Origin of the sequence: Marinobacter sp. Hex_13 (genome assembly GCF_001566815.1) — a bacterium.
GTDB lineage: Bacteria > Pseudomonadota > Gammaproteobacteria > Pseudomonadales > Oleiphilaceae > Marinobacter > Marinobacter salarius.
This window is the reverse complement of record NZ_LSMM01000032.1, coordinates 24,097-40,701: the sequence shown is the minus strand read 5'-3', so window position 1 is coordinate 40,701 and position 16,605 is coordinate 24,097. Positions and strand designations below refer to the sequence as shown.

The 16,605-nt window shown below is 57.3% G+C and carries 19 protein-coding genes; 5 read left to right on the top strand and 14 right to left on the bottom strand.

Going from position 1 to position 16,605, the window contains the following annotated elements; genetic code table 11:
• Positions 1 to 249: 249 nt before the first annotated feature.
• From tssE to AXW11_RS08275, 4 genes are all read right to left on the bottom strand, one after another.
• Positions 250 to 690, bottom strand: coding sequence for a type VI secretion system baseplate subunit TssE (tssE, locus tag AXW11_RS08290; RefSeq protein WP_036211248.1), 441 nt, complete (start codon positions 688 to 690; stop codon positions 250 to 252).
• 3 nt (positions 691 to 693) lie between these two features.
• The gene (gene tssC / locus AXW11_RS08285; protein ID WP_036211251.1) at positions 694 to 2,175 is read right to left on the bottom strand and encodes a type VI secretion system contractile sheath large subunit; all 1,482 of its coding nucleotides are present in this window, start codon (positions 2,173 to 2,175) and stop codon (positions 694 to 696) included.
• A 76-nt stretch (positions 2,176 to 2,251) separates the two neighbouring features.
• Entirely contained in the window at positions 2,252 to 2,752 is a 501-nt protein-coding gene (gene tssB, locus AXW11_RS08280) for a type VI secretion system contractile sheath small subunit (protein WP_036211254.1), read from the bottom strand.
• A 212-nt stretch (positions 2,753 to 2,964) separates the two neighbouring features.
• Positions 2,965 to 3,456: a DUF4442 domain-containing protein gene (locus tag AXW11_RS08275; RefSeq protein ID WP_041333055.1), complete on the bottom strand. Its 492-nt coding sequence runs from the start codon at positions 3,454 to 3,456 to the stop codon at positions 2,965 to 2,967.
• Between the two features lie 151 nt (positions 3,457 to 3,607).
• On the opposite strand from AXW11_RS08275, the gene AXW11_RS08270 reads away from it, so the two are divergent.
• Together AXW11_RS08270 and AXW11_RS08265 are read left to right on the top strand one after the other, a co-directional pair.
• Positions 3,608 to 3,868, top strand: a complete 261-nt coding sequence (locus tag AXW11_RS08270; RefSeq protein ID WP_036211260.1) for an acyl-CoA-binding protein — start codon at positions 3,608 to 3,610, stop codon at positions 3,866 to 3,868.
• Between the two features lie 145 nt (positions 3,869 to 4,013).
• Positions 4,014 to 4,325: a site-specific integrase gene (locus AXW11_RS08265; protein WP_036211263.1), complete on the top strand. Its 312-nt coding sequence runs from the start codon at positions 4,014 to 4,016 to the stop codon at positions 4,323 to 4,325.
• Between the two features lie 18 nt (positions 4,326 to 4,343).
• On the opposite strand, the gene AXW11_RS08260 is transcribed toward AXW11_RS08265, so the two are convergent.
• The gene (locus tag AXW11_RS08260) at positions 4,344 to 4,760 is read right to left on the bottom strand and encodes a hypothetical protein (protein ID WP_075195794.1); all 417 of its coding nucleotides are present in this window, start codon (positions 4,758 to 4,760) and stop codon (positions 4,344 to 4,346) included.
• A 159-nt stretch (positions 4,761 to 4,919) separates the two neighbouring features.
• Positions 4,920 to 5,411 carry a transcription elongation factor GreB gene (gene greB / locus AXW11_RS08255; protein ID WP_036211269.1) on the bottom strand — a complete coding sequence of 164 codons (492 nt, stop codon included), beginning with the start codon at positions 5,409 to 5,411 and terminating at the stop codon, positions 4,920 to 4,922.
• Between the two features lie 255 nt (positions 5,412 to 5,666).
• Between greB and AXW11_RS08250 the strand changes: the two genes are divergently transcribed.
• Complete coding sequence (locus AXW11_RS08250; protein WP_075195795.1) at positions 5,667 to 5,921, top strand: hypothetical protein; 255 nt, start codon at positions 5,667 to 5,669, stop codon at positions 5,919 to 5,921.
• On the opposite strand, the gene AXW11_RS08245 is transcribed toward AXW11_RS08250, so the two are convergent.
• The 7 genes from AXW11_RS08245 to ftsY form a co-directional block, all read right to left on the bottom strand.
• On the bottom strand, positions 5,922 to 7,397 hold the full coding sequence (locus AXW11_RS08245) for a sensor histidine kinase (protein WP_036211274.1): 1,476 nt from the start codon (positions 7,395 to 7,397) through the stop codon (positions 5,922 to 5,924).
• Complete coding sequence (locus AXW11_RS08240) at positions 7,384 to 8,064, bottom strand: winged helix-turn-helix domain-containing protein (RefSeq protein WP_007155393.1); 681 nt, start codon at positions 8,062 to 8,064, stop codon at positions 7,384 to 7,386. The genes AXW11_RS08245 and AXW11_RS08240 overlap by 14 nt, the downstream gene beginning before the upstream one ends.
• Positions 8,065 to 8,355: 291 nt before the next feature.
• Positions 8,356 to 9,267, bottom strand: coding sequence for an NAD(P)-dependent oxidoreductase (locus tag AXW11_RS08235; protein WP_091643190.1), 912 nt, complete (start codon positions 9,265 to 9,267; stop codon positions 8,356 to 8,358).
• Positions 9,268 to 9,509: 242 nt separating this feature from the next.
• Positions 9,510 to 10,379, bottom strand: a complete 870-nt coding sequence (gene rpoH, locus AXW11_RS08230) for an RNA polymerase sigma factor RpoH (RefSeq protein WP_041333049.1) — start codon at positions 10,377 to 10,379, stop codon at positions 9,510 to 9,512.
• A 195-nt stretch (positions 10,380 to 10,574) separates the two neighbouring features.
• The gene (ftsX, locus tag AXW11_RS08225; RefSeq protein ID WP_091643187.1) at positions 10,575 to 11,573 is read right to left on the bottom strand and encodes a permease-like cell division protein FtsX; all 999 of its coding nucleotides are present in this window, start codon (positions 11,571 to 11,573) and stop codon (positions 10,575 to 10,577) included.
• Positions 11,566 to 12,249, bottom strand: coding sequence for a cell division ATP-binding protein FtsE (gene ftsE, locus AXW11_RS08220; RefSeq protein ID WP_007155690.1), 684 nt, complete (start codon positions 12,247 to 12,249; stop codon positions 11,566 to 11,568). The genes ftsX and ftsE overlap by 8 nt, the downstream gene beginning before the upstream one ends.
• Positions 12,250 to 12,255: 6 nt before the next feature.
• Positions 12,256 to 13,482 (bottom strand): signal recognition particle-docking protein FtsY, encoded by a 1,227-nt coding sequence (ftsY, locus tag AXW11_RS08215; protein WP_091643184.1) that lies wholly within the window; start codon positions 13,480 to 13,482, stop codon positions 12,256 to 12,258.
• Between the two features lie 165 nt (positions 13,483 to 13,647).
• Here ftsY and rsmD point away from each other — a divergent pair, with 165 nt between their 5' ends.
• Positions 13,648 to 14,250 carry a 16S rRNA (guanine(966)-N(2))-methyltransferase RsmD gene (gene rsmD / locus AXW11_RS08210; RefSeq protein ID WP_091643181.1) on the top strand — a complete coding sequence of 201 codons (603 nt, stop codon included), beginning with the start codon at positions 13,648 to 13,650 and terminating at the stop codon, positions 14,248 to 14,250.
• A 157-nt stretch (positions 14,251 to 14,407) separates the two neighbouring features.
• Here the strand turns inward: rsmD and AXW11_RS08205 are convergent, their stop codons facing one another.
• Entirely contained in the window at positions 14,408 to 15,586 is a 1,179-nt protein-coding gene (locus AXW11_RS08205) for a DesA family fatty acid desaturase (protein ID WP_036211295.1), read from the bottom strand.
• A 158-nt stretch (positions 15,587 to 15,744) separates the two neighbouring features.
• Here AXW11_RS08205 and mutM point away from each other — a divergent pair, with 158 nt between their 5' ends.
• Positions 15,745 to 16,569 (top strand): bifunctional DNA-formamidopyrimidine glycosylase/DNA-(apurinic or apyrimidinic site) lyase, encoded by an 825-nt coding sequence (gene mutM / locus AXW11_RS08200; protein WP_036211298.1) that lies wholly within the window; start codon positions 15,745 to 15,747, stop codon positions 16,567 to 16,569.
• Positions 16,570 to 16,605: the final 36 nt, after the last annotated feature.

The window sequence follows — 16,605 nt, the reverse complement described above, 5'->3', positions numbered from 1 at the left end:
AAGTTCGGCCGAGGGGATGGGGATACCTTTCCTGCCGGGAAAAAGGTGTCCGAGCAAAGCGAGTTCTTTTTCCCAGAAGGAAAGGTATCGCCATCGCCTCTGACTCCGAGCAGGGGTGCAGTCAGGCTTCCAAAAGACGCTGCAAGCCCATCCATGGGCGCTTGGGCTCCGCCATCCATGGCTCCGCACACTTTTGGAAGCCTGACTGCACCCCCACTCTCATCCGTGTCTTCAAGCTATTTCGTGGCGTTAAATCACCCGGTAATAGCGCTTGTCATCCAATAACAAATCAATGGTCGTTTTATCGTCTTCCGAACCCACCTTCAGGTAGACCGTCACCTGAAACCGTAACTGCAATGGATCCGGCCCCTGGGGCATTGCCATCACATCCACCCGGCTCACCCTGGGTTCAAACTTCTCAATACACTGCCGTATAGCGCTTCGAATACGAATGCTCAGATCATGGGTACCGAGCGTGGCGTCGTTGAAATCCACAAGCCCCAGATCCGGTACGCTCTCACTGTTGCCCGGATGGGCATTCAGCAGGCGAACCAGGTGGCGCTTGATGGAATCCACCACATGGGTTACTTCCCCCATGCTTTGCCCCGCAGGTTCGGCAGCCTGTTCCAAACGCTCGAACAGACTGCCGCCCGAAGCCTGAACACCGTCAGCACCGGTGTTCCTGAACACGGATTAGTCCTTGTCCAAACGGCCGACGAGTGACAGTTCGAAGTTCGCACCCATGTACTTGAAGTGCGGACGAACTGCCAGGGATACCGAGTACCAGCCCGGATCGCCTTCCACATCGGAAACGGTCACCTTGGCGGCGCGCAGTGGTCGACGGCTGCGAACATCCGCCGGCGGGTTTTCCTGGTCGGCCACGTACTGGCGAATCCAGGTGTTCAGCTCACGCTCAAGATCCTGACGCTCTTTCCAGGAACCAATCTGCTCACGCTGCAGCACCTTGATGTAGTGCGCCAGGCGGTTCACGATCATCATGTAAGGCAGTTGCGTACCCAGCTTGTAGTTGGTTTCCGCTTCTTTGCCTTCCTTGGTGTTCGGGAACTGCTTGGGTTTCTGTACCGAGTTGGCAGAGAAGAACGCTGCGTTGTCACTGCCCTTACGCATGGTCAGGGCGATGAAGCCTTCGTCAGCCATTTCGTATTCGCGACGGTCGGTGATCAGCACCTCGGTCGGAATCTTGGCTTCCAGCTGGCCGAAGGATTCGAACGTGTGAACCGGAAGATCTTCCACCGAACCACCGCTTTGCGGGCCGATGATGTTCGGGCACCAACGGTACTTGGCGAAGCTTTCGGTCAGGCGCGTGGCCAGCAGGTAGGCCGTGTTGCCCCACAGGTAATGCTCGTGGTCGCCGGACACGTCTTCCTTGTAGTTGAAGCTGCGTACCGGGTTTTCCGTGGGATCATAAGGCACACGCAGCAGGAAGCGCGGTGATGTCAGGCCCAGGTAGCGGGCGTCTTCCGACTCACGCAGGGAGCGCCACTTGGCGTATTTCGGGCCTTCGAAGACGGCTTTCAGTTCCTTGATGGCCGGCAGTTCCTGATAGCTGTCGACACCGAAGAACGTTGGCGCAACGGAGGACAGGAACGGCGCATGGGCCATGGCGCCTACGGAAGACACGTACTGCAGCAGCTTCATGTCCGGCGTGGAGGGTGTGAAGGCATAGTTGCCGACAACTGCACCCACGGGCTCGCCGCCAAACTGGCCGTACTCGGTGGAGTAGATGTGCTTGTAGAAACCGGTCTGGGTGACATCGGGCGCGAACTCGAAGTCTTCCAGCAGTTCAGTCTTGGTGGCGTGAAGGATATCCACCTTGATGTTCTCGCGGAAATCGGTGCGATCCACCATCAGCTTCAGGCCGCGCCAGGAAGACTCCAGTTCCTGCAGTTTGGGCGCGTGCAGGATTTCGTCCATCTGTGCGCTGATCTTACGATCCAGCTCGACCACCATCTGGTCGACCAGTGCCTTGTTGACCGGCTGACCTTTCTCGTCGCTTTTCAGCAGGTTGGAGATAAACGTTGCCACGCCGCGGCGCGCCACATCGTATCCTTCATCGGCGGGAGCCATGCGACTGTTGGCCATTACCTGGTCCAGCAGTGAGCCTTCCGCAGCAGCTTCGGAGGCAGCAGATTGCTGCTCAGCAGTATCAGACATACCACATCCCTTCAGTACGTTTTAATAGAAAAGTGAAACCTGCCAGCAATGGCAGAATTCGAATCAAGAGTTCGGATTATTCGCCGCTTTCGTCCGTGGCCAGCTCAAGCTCCTGGAGGAGTTTGTCGCGGGCGTCATCGTTGTCCAGCAGTTCCTGCAGCTTGGATCGGAACGATGGCACGTTACCCAGCGGGCCCTTGAGGGCAACCAGGGCTTCACGAAGCTCAATCAGCTTCTTCAGCTCAGGTACCTGACGGGAAATGCTATCCGGGGAAAAGTCGTCCAGCGTCTGGAACTCGAGGTTAACCGGCAATTCTTCGGCTTCTTCGTCCAGCTTGTTGGTGACCGTGGTGGAGAGGGTGAGACCGGCTTCCGACATCACAGAACGGAAGTTGTTCTTGTCGACGGAAATCGCCTTACGGTCTTCGATCGGAGTTTCTTCGGCTTGCCCCTTGAAGTCACCAACGACAAACATCTTCAGCGGCAGTTCTGTTTCAGCCTGCTGATCACCGGTGGCGGGGACATACTTGATATTGATGCGCTCTTTCGGCGCGACGGAACCGTCTTTTGAAGACATGCGCTTGCTCCCTGTGGTCCATGTGCAAACTCAGTTGCGGTGTTACAGTCCATTGTGCGCACCATCCTGGCACGCTACAGGCAGAACTCTACACAGGATAAATCGGGTACTCAAGCAAAAATTGGCCAGCTTCTGGCAATATTTCGACCCCGGGCAAAGAATTGCCAACCATTCGACATACCGGGGCCTTTCACAACAATGACCTATCGCAACTAGCGACGCTTTGGCGTCCAGGCCCAGATCATTTCAATCTCGATCGGCTGCTGGCCTTCGCTGTCGTGGATGGTCACCGGCACCGAGGTTTCGCCCTTCTCTTCGGTCAGCATACGCTCACGCTGCTCAGCGGTAAGGTACGCCTCCACCTTCATATCGCCTTTGGCACGGCGGGTGTATTCGGCATGCGCGGTTTTGATCACGGGCACCTTGTCATCCGGCACGTTCAGACCGACGAGAAAGCCCGTAGCGGATTCCGCCAACAACAGGGAAGCCACGGCATGTACGCCCTTGATGTGATTCTGGACCCTGCGCTTGTTCTTCAGGGAGATCACGCAACGTTCCTGATCGAGGGCTTCAATGCGAATGCCGGTGGTACCAGTGAACGGAACCGCCTTGCCGAAAAACAGCGACAAAGCCTTGGGCCGGGCAAATTCCGGCAACTGATTGATCTTGGCAACAATGCTTGCCAGTTTGTTGGCGGCGGCCATGGGGCATCTCCGTTTATCTTAAAAGAAGGATGCGGACAATACCCCATTCGTCGAAGGATTGGAACGATCGGCCAATGACGGTCACACTGTCTCTGGCTATACTCTTCCGCATCGTGAATATCGGATTCAACACCAGAAAAGGAACCGCCATATGAGTGACCTGAAAACCCGCTTTGACGAAGCCGTCAACTACATCCAGAACGCCGAGGGCGACTTCAAACCCTCCAACGAACTCAAGCTGGAGTTCTATGCCCTCTACAAGCAGGCCACCGAAGGTGATGTCAGTGGCAAACGCCCGGGCATGATGGATTTTGTCGGCCGCGCCAAGTACGACGCCTGGGAAAAGGTCAAGGGCACCTCCTCCGAGGAAGCCATGCAGAAGTACATCGATAAGCTGGAATCCCTGAAGTAACCCGTAGTCCAGCTTGATCGGGAGCAGCCGCCGCACCGACGGTTCTGCTCCCACTCAATTTCCCTCGCAAAAGTTTTGCGGCGGTCAAACGATTGTCATAAGATGCGCGCATCATAAGAACAACAATTCACACGGAAGACGCATCATGGATATCACCGAGGCGCTGGAACAGTCGCAGCCCGGGCTTGTCAGTCGAGTGACTGGCGCCATCCGCAAACATCAGCTTAACCACCGCGCAGAGCAAACCTATCTCCACTGGATTTCCCGGTTCGTGCTTTTCCACGACCTGAAAAATCCGGAAACGCTGCAACCCGGCGACCGGCAATTATTCCTGGCTTACCTGAGCGAACGCCTGGAAGTGTCACGGGCACGCCTCAATCAGGCCAAACAGGCGCTGGCGTTCTTCTACGAAGATGTGTTGGGCAGAACTGAGCCCGAGGGCATTGTTGCCGCCTGAACCCTCGCGGCAGACGAATTATCGTTCCGTCGTTGTGGTATTGAACGCGCCGTAGTTCCGATTGGTCGGTGGGCGGATAATGTAGTTGTCGCCGTGGGTTTGCCCGGGAATGGACTTGGGGTTGCTGAAGCGGAATTCCACCGGAATTTCGCTTCGCCCGAGATCCGTGCGTGGATCACGGGGCTGAAGGGCAAGGGGATCCAGGTAGAAATCCTCGTCCGTTCGCGGCTGCACGGGCACGCCAGCCGCCGGCGCTTCCAGGCCACCTTCGATCACGGTATTGGCCAGAGACTCTTCTTCCATGGAGTTGAACGGAATGGTTTCCAGCGTTGAACGCTCTTCATAGTTGAAGGCGCCACCCTCGACGGTTTCTTCGCCGGTTTGGGCCCACACCAGAGGTGACAACGCCACCACCAGCACGGTCGCGCCGATCATAGTCCTTTTTGTATCGAATCCGCCCATAACGACTGCCTTTTTATGTCATGCCGAGCCTGACCATTATTTGAACAAATACATCTCAGGCTGACAATTTTTGATCAGTCTATCGCCAAAAACGACAAAAAACCCGGTCAGTCGCCAGTTTTGTGACACTCCTCACTTGTCGGGCGTTAGCGGTTCATAATGAATGTTGGTGATCACAACGTGATTCCAGCCATCCGGTGTTCGCACCCCCACCTCGTCGTCAATGCGTTTGCCCAAAAGCGCACGCGCCATGGGAGAGTCGATGCTCAGGTAACCGCGAGACAGATCGAACTCATCCGGCCCAACCAGCCGGTAAGTGCTTTCGTCGCCGCCTTCGTTTTCGATGGTCACCCAGGCGCCAAAAAACACTTTGCCCCGGTCATCAGGCAGACGATCCACCACCGTCAGCTCATCAAGCCGCTTGGTCAGGAAGCGCACGCGTCGATCAATTTCCCGCAACTGTTTCTTGCCATAGATGTACTCGGCGTTCTCTGAGCGATCGCCCTGAGCGGCTGCTTCCCGCACCGCCTGCGTCACTTCCGGACGCTTCTCCTTCCAGAGAAAACGCAATTCCTCACGAAGAGCCTGCTCGCCCTCCGCGGTTATGTAGCGGGTTCTGGCCATAGAAAAACCACCGTGTAGACATAAAAAAACCCCGTAAAAACGGGGTAAGGCTAGCGCTGTGCTGGAGGGAGAAGCAAGCGGAGTTTCCGCTGGCTTCCTTAGCTACACCTTCCATTTTCCACAGAACAGGTTACACAGTGGTGGCGGCCGAATTACGTTTTGGTCAGGGCCAGATTAGGTTGCGCACTCTAGACGCAGGCGTTAGCGTTCAATTAACTGAATTTCCGATTTAACGTCCAAGCACGGGATACCAGAATGAACACCAAAAAGCTTCTCAACACGGCCCTCAATGGTCTCGACAGTATCGGCTATCGGCTTGACCAATACGGCATCACCGGCAAGCTGAACCGTCATAACCTGGCGGCGTTTATCATGCTGGAACAGAAACATCTGGAAGGTGAGTGGGACAGCATCCAGGCCAAATTCGATCGTCGTCGCTCACAGGTAGACACGCTGCTGAAGCCAGTGATCAGCCGCGTGAATCAGTTCCGCGGCGCATCCAGCAACTGATCAAACGCCCCTGAGCTCCCCCGGGGAACTTTGTTCTCCGGCTTCCGAAGCGGAAATGGTCTGGGTGTCTTTCAGACGTTTCCGGTTCGGCGAGTAAGCGGGCAACCGAATGGTGACCATCAGCCCCGGATAGTCTTCCCCTGGGTGATGATCGCTCAATGAGATAACACCCTGGTGGATCTCCGCGACCGCGCTGACAAGGCTGAGCCCAAGGCCGTTGCCGGGCAATGACCGGCTTTTGCCAACCCGGTAGAAGCGCTGGAACACCTGGTCTTTTTCGTCATCGGGGATACCGATGCCACTGTCCCCAACCTCGAAAATCGCGTCGTTGCCATCCTTGCGTACGTTTACCCGGATCTCGCCTTGTTCCGGGGTGTACTTGATAGCGTTATCAATCAGGTTACTGACCATCTGGAACAGCAGGTCCCGATCGCCCTCGATCACCACATGATCTTCCAGGGACTGCTCGAACTGCTGCTCTTTGTCTTCCGCCAACGCTTCATACAGCTCACACGCATCGCTAACCAGCTCTCCCAGGGGTACCTGCTGCATGTCCGCTGTATTGCCACGGGTTTCCAAACGCGCGATCCGAAGCAGGGCATTGAAGGTGGCCAACAACTGGTCCGCCTCTGCCACGGCCTTGCCGGCCTGCTCCCGGGCCTCGTCGTTGTCTACCGACATAAGGGTGTTTTCAAGCTGATTGCGCAGCCGGGTCAGCGGGGTTCTTAAATCGTGGGCGATGCTGTCGGACACATGCCGGATACCTTCCATCAGGTAAACAATGCGATCCAGCATCTGGTTCAGGTTTTCTGCCAGCTGGTCGAAGTCGTCGTCGGTACCTCGGGTTGGTATACGCAGGGACAGATGCCCATTCATGATGCGCCGGGAAGTGTTGTTGATGACTTCAATGCGCCGCGTGGTGCTCCGGCTCATCAGGAACCCGCCTAACAGCGCCAGCGCCAGGGTAATACCCATCCCCCAGTTAATGGCGGTTTCGATCACCCGTTTCAGGTTAGTGAGCTCGTCCACATCACGGCCCACCAACAGGCGCAGGCCACCCTGCACTTCGAAAATGCGAGCCCGTGCGAGTCGCTCCGGACCATTCCAGCCCACTGACGGATTCAGGGTGAAATTGATCCAGCCGCTGTCAGAGCGAGAACCCTTGGGCCAGTTTTCGATGTTACCGGCGAGCTTGACGAAGTCGTCCGTCGTCAACAGATAGATGGATTTGGCGTTGGGGTCGCGGGCAACACGCTCGCGGATGATGGAAATAAGGCCATTGATACCGCTGCCACGGTATTGCTCCGCGAGGCCGGCAATCTCGGCCTCGATGGTCTCATCGGTCTGGGCAGTCATGAACCCTGCCGTGCGCCAGTAGATAAACGCCAGCAGCAAAAAAACCGAGGTGGCGAACACCACCATGTACAGCAGGGCTAACTGGAACGATGAGGTTCTGAGCTGGCTAAGCAGTTTCACGCAACATGTACCCTGCACCCCGTATGGTCTGCAGCAAGGGGGTCTCGAATTCCTTGTCGATCTTCGCCCTCAGACGGCTGATGTGTACGTCGATGACGTTGGTCTGGGGGTCGAAATGATAATCCCATACTTTTTCGAGCAACATGGTACGAGTGACCACCTGCCCGGCATTTCGCATGAGATATTCCAGCAGACGGAACTCCCGGGGCTGAACATCAATATTGTGCCCGGCCCGCTTAACGGTTCTGGCAAGCAGGTCCATTTCCAGATCGGCCACCCGCAGCACGGTCTCGGTTTCCGCAGACTGGCGATTACGGCGCACCAGGGATTCGATACGGGCCAGCAGCTCGGTGAAAGAGAACGGTTTGGTCAGATAGTCATCGCCACCACCACGCAGGCCTTCCACCCGGTCATCCACATCGCCCAGGGCGCTGAGGATCAACACTGGAACCTGGTTGCCAGTGGCACGCACCGTTTTGATGATCGACAGGCCGTCCATACCTGGCAACATGCGGTCCACAATCATGATGTCGTAGTCTTCGCTGGCGGCCATCATCATGCCTTCCTTGCCATCCGCCGCGTGGTCCACGACAAAATCAGACTCTTTCAGCCCTTTAACAAGGTAGTTTGCCACGTCCTGATCGTCTTCAATTACCAGTGCTTTCACCGGTTTTCCTCCCGATAGCGGATTACATTAACAGCTAGGGTACGAAGAACATCCGTTGCCGACCAGTTACGATCTTGTAAGAGGGTGTCGCCAATGGCGACGGTCACGACATACCCCGAACCAGCCTAGTCTCGACACCGTATAGCCCGCAAGGCAATATTCCACGTTCATCCAACCACCATAGCCCAGGCGGTCCAACGCTGCGAAAACATTCCGAAAGTTAATCTCACCCGCGCCGTGCTCCTGCATTTCACCTCGGCAAACAGCATGGAGACATTCATAGCGAGCCTGCTACTTGCGCTTGATGGCCGACGAAGAACCCAACAATGCCCCGTTGAGATGCTCCAGTTCCAGCAACAAACCACTGTGATCCACATCGCTGTGCCCGTTGGCGATCAGGCTTTGATACTCATTATGCACCTGCTGCGATAGCGGCAGGGTCAGACCCTCGGAACGGGCCTCATCCAGAATCATCCGCAGGTCCTTCAACTGAATTCGCGCCGGTGCACCGGGCGAAAAGTCCCGGTCAATCATCCGCTGACCGTGCAACTCCAGAATCCGACTGCCCGCAAAACCGCCCATCAGCGCCTCCCGAACAGCGGCAGGATCAGCCCCACCCTTCGCTGCCAGCAACAACGCCTCTGACACCGCGCCAATGGTAATCCCCACGATCGCCTGATTCGCCAGCTTCGCCAGTTGCCCCGCCCCTACCGGACCAATGGGCGTGCATTTCCCCAGCACCTCAAAAACCGGCCGCACCCGCTCAACGTCTGCGCCAGAACCACCGGCCATAATACTCAGCGTTGCCTGCTCGGCGCCGACAGTGCCGCCGGACACAGGCGCATCCAAATACCCGGCCCCCTGCTCCTTAGCCAAAGCCGCATGGCGTCGCGCCAGCGACGGCTGAACCGAACTCATATCAATATAGACCGCCCCGGCCTTGAGCGCCGCGATACCCCCTTGCGCCACCATCACGTCTTCCACTACATCGCCGTTCTCCAGCATGGTGATGACGATATCGGCACGATGGACAGCGTCTTCTGGCGAGTCGGCAATGGTGACCTCATTGACAAAAGGCTCACATTTACTAGCGGTTCGGTTCCACAAAGTTACTGGATAACCCGCGTTCAGAAGATTCCGAACCATGGGCGCGCCCATCAAGCCAACGCCAAGAAACGCTATATGAGGATGGTTTTCGGTCATAATTCCTGGATCCCTATTCCCAATGCCGGGAGAAGTGAGTGGGCAGGCCCTTCCAAAACCGTGCGGAGCCATGGATGGCGGAGCTCGAGCCGCACAAGGACGTCTTGAGGCGTGTTTTGGAAGGGCCTGCCCACTCACTTCCACCCCAAGGTTTGTGTTTGTTTTAAGGATTATACAAACAAAAACGCCACCAACCCCGCAAAGGGTGGTGGCGTTCTGACAAACCCCAAGTCAACTAAGGGTTAAGCCGCCTCTTCTTCCGTTGTCATATGCAGACGAATCTTCTTCATGGCGTTTTTCTCCAACTGACGAATACGCTCAGCGGAAACACCATATCGGTCAGCCAGCTCATGCAGTGTCGACTTGCTATCCGACAACCAGCGCTCACGAAGGATATCCTGGCTACGCTCATCCAACTGCCCCAGCGCCGCCATCAGACGACCATTGGAATCGTCCGTCCAGTCTGATTGCTCCAACTGCGTGGCCGGATTGCTGCGCTTGTCTTCCAGATAATACGCCGGCGCCTGATAAGCATTGTCGTCGTCATCATCCTGGGGGCCATCGAACGCCGTATCGTGGGAAGCCAGACGGCCTTCCATCTCCCGCACAACCTTGGGCTCAACCCCAAGATCACTGGCCACGGCATTAACCTCATCATGGCTCAACCACGCCAGACGCTTCTTCTGGCTGCGCAGGTTAAAGAACAACTTACGCTGCGCCTTGGTGGTCGCCACTTTCACGATGCGCCAGTTGCGCAGGATAAACTCGTGAATCTCGGCCTTGATCCAGTGCACTGCAAAGGACACCAGGCGAACACCGTATTCCGGATTGAAACGCTTGACCGCCTTCATCAGGCCTACGTTACCTTCCTGGATCAAATCTGCCTGGGACAGCCCATAACCCGCATAGCTGCGGGCAATGTGGATCACGAAGCGCAGATGCGAAAGAACCAACTCACGCGCGGCTTCCACATCACCATCGTAATGCAGTCGCTCGGCGAGCTTGCGCTCTTCCTCAACAGACAGTACCGGAATGCGGCTGGCCGCCTGGATATAGGACTCAAGGTTGGCACCCGGAACCAGTCTGTCGATGATCTGTAAACTCGTACCCATGTCTTATCCTCCGAACATGACGACCGATAAATATAGCAACTCTAATTCAGCCCGCCAAGCACTCTGCAAATAACCCAAATTTCCATCTAAACCGTTTCAAATCAACAAACTGGAAATCTGGCTGCCTTCGAATTCTATCTTCAAGCTACGCCGAAACCTGCATTGGCTTCAATACGGTATTTCCGAGATCGGAGATCATCCGCCGGCAATTTCCCCCGGCTCAATGTCATCCAGATGGCGCTTGACGGCAACCCAGGCGCCTAACCAGCCTAACAGCATGGCTGCAATTATCAACGCCAGCGCGCCATCGACGCTCAGCCCGCTCAGGGAAAACTCACTGCGGTACAACCCGGCTAGCCGCTCCACTGGGCCACTGAGCCACCAGAGCGACACCTGGAGCAGGATAAAGGCCACAATGCCACCGCCCAGGCCAAACCAGGCCCCCGTATAGAGGAACGGCCGGCGCACGAAAGCGTCGGTGCCACCCACCAACTTTGCCACCAGAATTTCGTCGCGGCGATTTTCAATCGCAAGGCGAACGGTATTGCCAATCACCAGCACCACGGCGGCCGCCAACAACAGCGCCAGCGCCCAGACGGCACGGCCCAACAGGTCGGTCATGGCGTTCAGACGCTGCAACCAGCCGAGATCCACCTGTACCCGGTCAACACCGTCCAGCCCTTCAATAACCTTCAGCAGCATTTCCACGCCGTCAGCGGTGCGGGAACCTTCACTGGGTGTGACCAGCAGAGTATGGGGAAGCGGGTTTCCGTCCAGGTAATCGAGGGCGTCTTCAAGGCCGGAAGAAGCGCGGAACTCTTCCAGCGCAGTCTCACGGTCGATCAGCTCGACTTCCGCCACCCGGCTGTCATCAGCCACCTCGGCTTTCAATGACCGGGCATCTTCAATAGAAACGGTGTCACTCAGATAGGCCGTCACCCTCGCCGAGCTTTCCCAGCCGGCACTGACGCCTTCCAGACTGGCCAGCAACAGCATAAGCGCCACTGGCAGCGCCAGCGCCACGCCCATCACCGTCCAGGTCATCATGCTCGCCACTGGTGAGTGCCAAAGACGCTGCGCGCTGTCCCGGGCCACCTTACGATGATGATTCAGGTAACTTTCGGCCTGCTGGCGCCAGGGAGAACGGGCACTTCTGGCGCCCCGGGCAGGCTGCCGTCGGGGATCGTTAGCCATGAAGCCCCCCTTTTGCGCCAACGCCTGTCACCAGCCGACCATGATCGAGAGTCAACGTACGGCGACCAAGATCGTTAATCAGTGCAATGTCGTGGGTAGCAATCAACACTGTGACCCCGACCTGACTGAATTCCGCAAACAGCCGCATGATATCGGCAGACAATTCCGGGTCCAGGTTACCGGTGGGCTCATCCGCCAACAGTACCGGGGGCTTGTTCACCACGGCACGGGCAATGCCCACCCGCTGCTGCTCACCCCCGGATAGCTGCATCGGGTTCATCTTTTCCTTGCTCAACAACCCCACCTTGTCCAGAGCGGCCCGCACGCGGCGACCGATATCCCGGGCCGGGGTGCCCATCACCTCCAAAGGCATGGCGACGTTGTCGAACACGGTGCGATCAAACAATAACTGGTGATTCTGGAACACCACACCGATGTGTCGGCGGATGTACGGCACCTGACGGCGCGGCAGGGTATTGAGCACCTGCCCGCCCACAATCACCTCGCCGGCGCTGGGGCGCTCCATCACCATAATCAGCTTTAGCAGCGTACTTTTGCCAGCACCGGAATGCCCCGTAAGAAACGCCAACTCACCACGCTCCAGGCCGAAATTGACCTGACGCAACGCGGTATGGTCGCTGTCATAACGTTTGGTGACCTGGCGGAACTCGATCATTGAAGGTTACTTATCCGGGCTTTCATCAAACAGCGCATCCACAAAGGTGCGGGCATCGAAGCTGCGCAGGTCGTCTACCTGCTCCCCCACACCAATGTAACGGATGGGTAGCTGCAACTGCCGGGCGATGGCAAACACAATACCACCCTTGGCCGTGCCGTCCAGCTTGGTCAGGGTAATGCCGCTGACCCCCACCGCCTGCTGGAACACTTGGGCCTGACTCAAAGCATTCTGGCCGGTGCCGGCGTCCAGAACCAGCATGACTTCGTGGGGTGCGGACTCATCCAGCTTCTTCATGACCCGCACAACCTTCTCCAGCTCGCTCATCAGGTTGTCTTTGTTCTGAAGGCGGCCGGCGGTGTCCGCAATCACCACATCCACACCACGGGACTGCGCAGACTGAACAGCATCAAAGATGACGGATGCGCTGTCGGCGCCGGTATGCTGGGCCACGACGGGAACGTCATTACGCTCGCCCCACACCTGCAACTGCTCAACCGCCGCGGCACGGAAGGTATCCCCCGCCGCCAGCATCACCGACTTGCCGTCCCGCTGAAAAAGCTTGGTGAGCTTACCGATCGTAGTGGTTTTACCAACACCGTTCACACCCACCATCAGGATGACGTAGGGCTTTTTGCCCGCATCAATTTCCAGGGGCTTTGTCACATCCGCCAGCAGGCCATGGAGCTCATCCCTCAGGGCCTTGCGCAGGGCTTCGCCGTCCTTGAGCTGGTTGCGCTCCAGTTTGTCGGTGAGCGACTCAATGATTTCCGACGTGGCGGTCACACCCACATCCGCCATCAGCAAGGTGGTCTCGATTTCCTCGAGCAGGTCCTCGTCTACCTTTTTGCCGATGGAAAACAGATCCGCAAAACCACCGGTCAGATTGGCACGGGTTTTACCCAACCCATTGCGGATACGCTCGAAAACACTGACCTGAGGTGCTTCCGGCTCTGGCTCAGGCTCAGGCTCCGGCGTTGTCGGGGTTTCAGCGGGCGTTTCCTTATCAGCAAGCTTTTCAGGTGCTTCCGCGACCGGCGCGCTATCGGGCTCGGACTTAGGCTCCGCCTTCTCCTCCGACCCGGATTTCGGGGCAGCACCTTCCGGAGCCTCCGGCTTCTTCTGGGGCACCGGCTTTGGCCGGGGTATACGCTGACGGTTTGCCGCCACATCCAGAACAAACACAAGGACAAGAAGGGCCAGAAGGCCGATAGCAATCCACTCTGCCGTCATAGTCATACCATTGATCGTCGATTCGCGGGATACAAGAAAGGCGGTATTCTAGCAGACTGACCGGCCTAAGTGATGGCCGCAGGTGACTCGCCCCATAAACCTTCGTAACATGGCGCAACCTGCACCGGCAGGCGTACCAAACCATGCTCGAGAGGCCTCATCCCCATGGCGCGCACCCAGAAACCCAGGCCAGCCAGCAACGGCGGCGAACTCCGCATCATCGGCGGCGACTGGCGCAGCCGCAAACTCCGCTTCCCCGAAGCCGGCGGCGTGCGCCCAACTCCCGCCCGCACCCGCGAAACCCTCTTCAACTGGTTAACGCACCACCTCGCCGGCAGCCGCTGCCTCGACCTCTTCGCCGGCTCCGGCGCCCTCGGCCTCGAAGCCCTCTCCCGAGGCGCTGGCACAACCGTCTTCGTCGATTACACGCCCGCACTCGCCCAGGCTCTGAGAAGCAACCTGCGCCTATTGAAATCAGAAAACGGAGAAGTGGCCTGCCAGACCGTCGACACCTACCTGGCCCAGCCACCGGCCAAACCCGTCGACATCCTGTTCATGGACCCGCCGTTCCGCCAGGGCTGGCTGGAAAAACTGCTCCCGATGATCGCGGACAATGGTTGGGTAAAACCGGGAAGCTGGGTCTACGTGGAACACGAAAGCGAGATGCAGACACCCACAGCACCAGCCAACTGGACCCTGCATCGACAAAAAACAGCAGGCCAGGTGACCTACTGTTTATTCAGAGTAGAAGAATCAGAACCTGTCTGAAGAAACCGCAACAGCGACCCCGAAGTGGTCAGACGGTCTCGGGGTGGGGTGCCTTTTCTGCCGGGAAAAGGTGTCTGAGCAAAGCGAGTTCTTTTCCCAGAAGAAAAGGCACCCCACCTCGGGACCAGACACCTGAACCCTCAGGCTACAAGGAGAATTACGGAGAAGGCCGAAGAGAATAAGCCCGCAAATGCGCCGCAAAGTCTTCCAGATAACGAATGCCACTGGCCTCCGCCTCCCGGCACCACTCCATCAGCGCATGCAACTTCTCCTGCGGCTTCAAACCACGGCGACGCCACAACTCCTGCAACTCATTACTCTTCTCATAAATCTGCCGCAGCACCGCATTGCTCTCCAGAGCAATTTCCAGGTGCTCCTTCTCCTTCGGCTTGATCAACGTCACCTCACGGGACAGCAACCGCTTCAGACTGCGATAACGCGGACGAATCTCCTCATCCATCACCGCCTTCTGCTGACGCAACACCGGCTCCATCACCCGCTTACGATACTGACGCATAATATCGAACCGGCTGTTGGTAATGGCCTGAACCGTCTCGACATCCACTTCCTGCTTACCAGGTACATAATGTGCGATCGGCTTGAAGCCCTTGGGATTCGCCAACCGGAAGAACTGGAACAGACGAATATAGCCCCAGCCAATATCCACTTCATACCAGCGGCGAGACAGCTTGGAGGAATTGGGATAGGTGTGGTGATTATTGTGCAGCTCTTCGCCGCCAATCAGGATGCCCCAGGGCGAAATGTTGCGGGCGTTATCGCTGCATTCGAAATTGCGATACCCCATAAAGTGCCCGATGCCATTGACCACACCGGCCGCCCAGACCGGAATCCACATCATCTGCACCGCCCAGATCCAGATACCGTGAACACCGAACAGCAGCAGATCAATCACCGCCATCAGTTGAATGCCCAGCAGTTTATAGCGGCTATACACGTTGTTCTCTACCCAGTCTTCCGGGGTGCGCTGGCCATAACGCTCCAGAGTTTCTGGCGTACCGGCCTCGTCGTACAGTTCGGCACCTTCAAGCAGCACCTTGCGGACACCCAGGACCACCGGGCTGTGAGGGTCTTCCTCGGTTTCGCACTTGGCGTGATGTTTACGGTGAATCGCCGTCCACTGCTTGGTGTTCTGGGCCGTGGTCAGCCACAGCCAGAAGCGGAAAAAATGCGCCAGCACCGGATGAAGATCCAGCGAGTTGTGGGCAGAATGACGATGCAGGTAAAGCGTAACGCTGATAATTGTGATGTGGGTAAGCCCCAGCGCAACCAGAATCAGCTGCATCACCGAAAGGTCCAGAAGACCGTTGTACCACATAGAGTTTTCCTCGTTCGAAATCCGGGTCCGGCACTGCCCGACAAACCGTATTGAGCCACTTTAGCGTACAGTTGTTAGCCCGAACAACCGCATTTGGATGCGAATTTGTTACCGATTACACTTATCCGTTACCGCCCGTGCCGCTGGAGTATATCCCTTTGCCCGAATTGCCCGAAGTAGAAACCACCCGACGCGGCATCGCCCCCCATTGTGAAAACCGGACCATCACTCAGGTAACCGTGCGCGACGGGCGCCTGCGCTGGCCCGTGCCGGGCAACCTCGCGGAACTGATCGAAGGCTCTGTCATCCACACCGTGGACCGCCGGGCCAAATACCTGCTGATTGGCGTAAGCTCGGCCACCGTTGCCGGAACATTGATCGTGCACCTGGGCATGTCCGGCAGCCTGCGGGTGATCACCGATCAGAGTGAGCCCCTACTTCATGACCACGTGGAACTGACACTCGACAACGGCATTCGCCTGCGCTTCAACGACCCCCGCCGCTTTGGTTGCTGGCTCTGGTCCGAAACACCGGACCAGCATCCACTGATCGCCAGCCTGGGGCCGGAACCCCTGGCACCGGAATTCAACGGGCGCCTGCTCTATCGACTCTCGCGGGGCAAGAAGACACCGGTAAAATCCTTCATCATGGACAACCATGTGGTGGTGGGCGTGGGCAACATCTATGCAAACGAAGCCTTGTTCAAGGCCGGCATCCACCCCCGTCGCGCCGCCGGCCGCATCAGCCTGGACCGCTACAACCGCCTGGTGGAAGCCATCCGCGAAACGCTCAGTGCGGCCATTCTCATGGGTGGAACCACCCTGCGGGACTTTGTGAACAGCGATGGCAAACCGGGCTATTTTGCCCAGTCGCTGCTGGTGTATGGCCGTAATGGCGAGTCCTGCCGCGAGTGCGGCCATCCGCTGAAGGAAATCCGGATGAACCAGCGCTCGACGGTTTACTGCGGAAAATGCCAGCGCTGAACGGCGGCCAGACAACTAATGAAACAGAAAAATCGT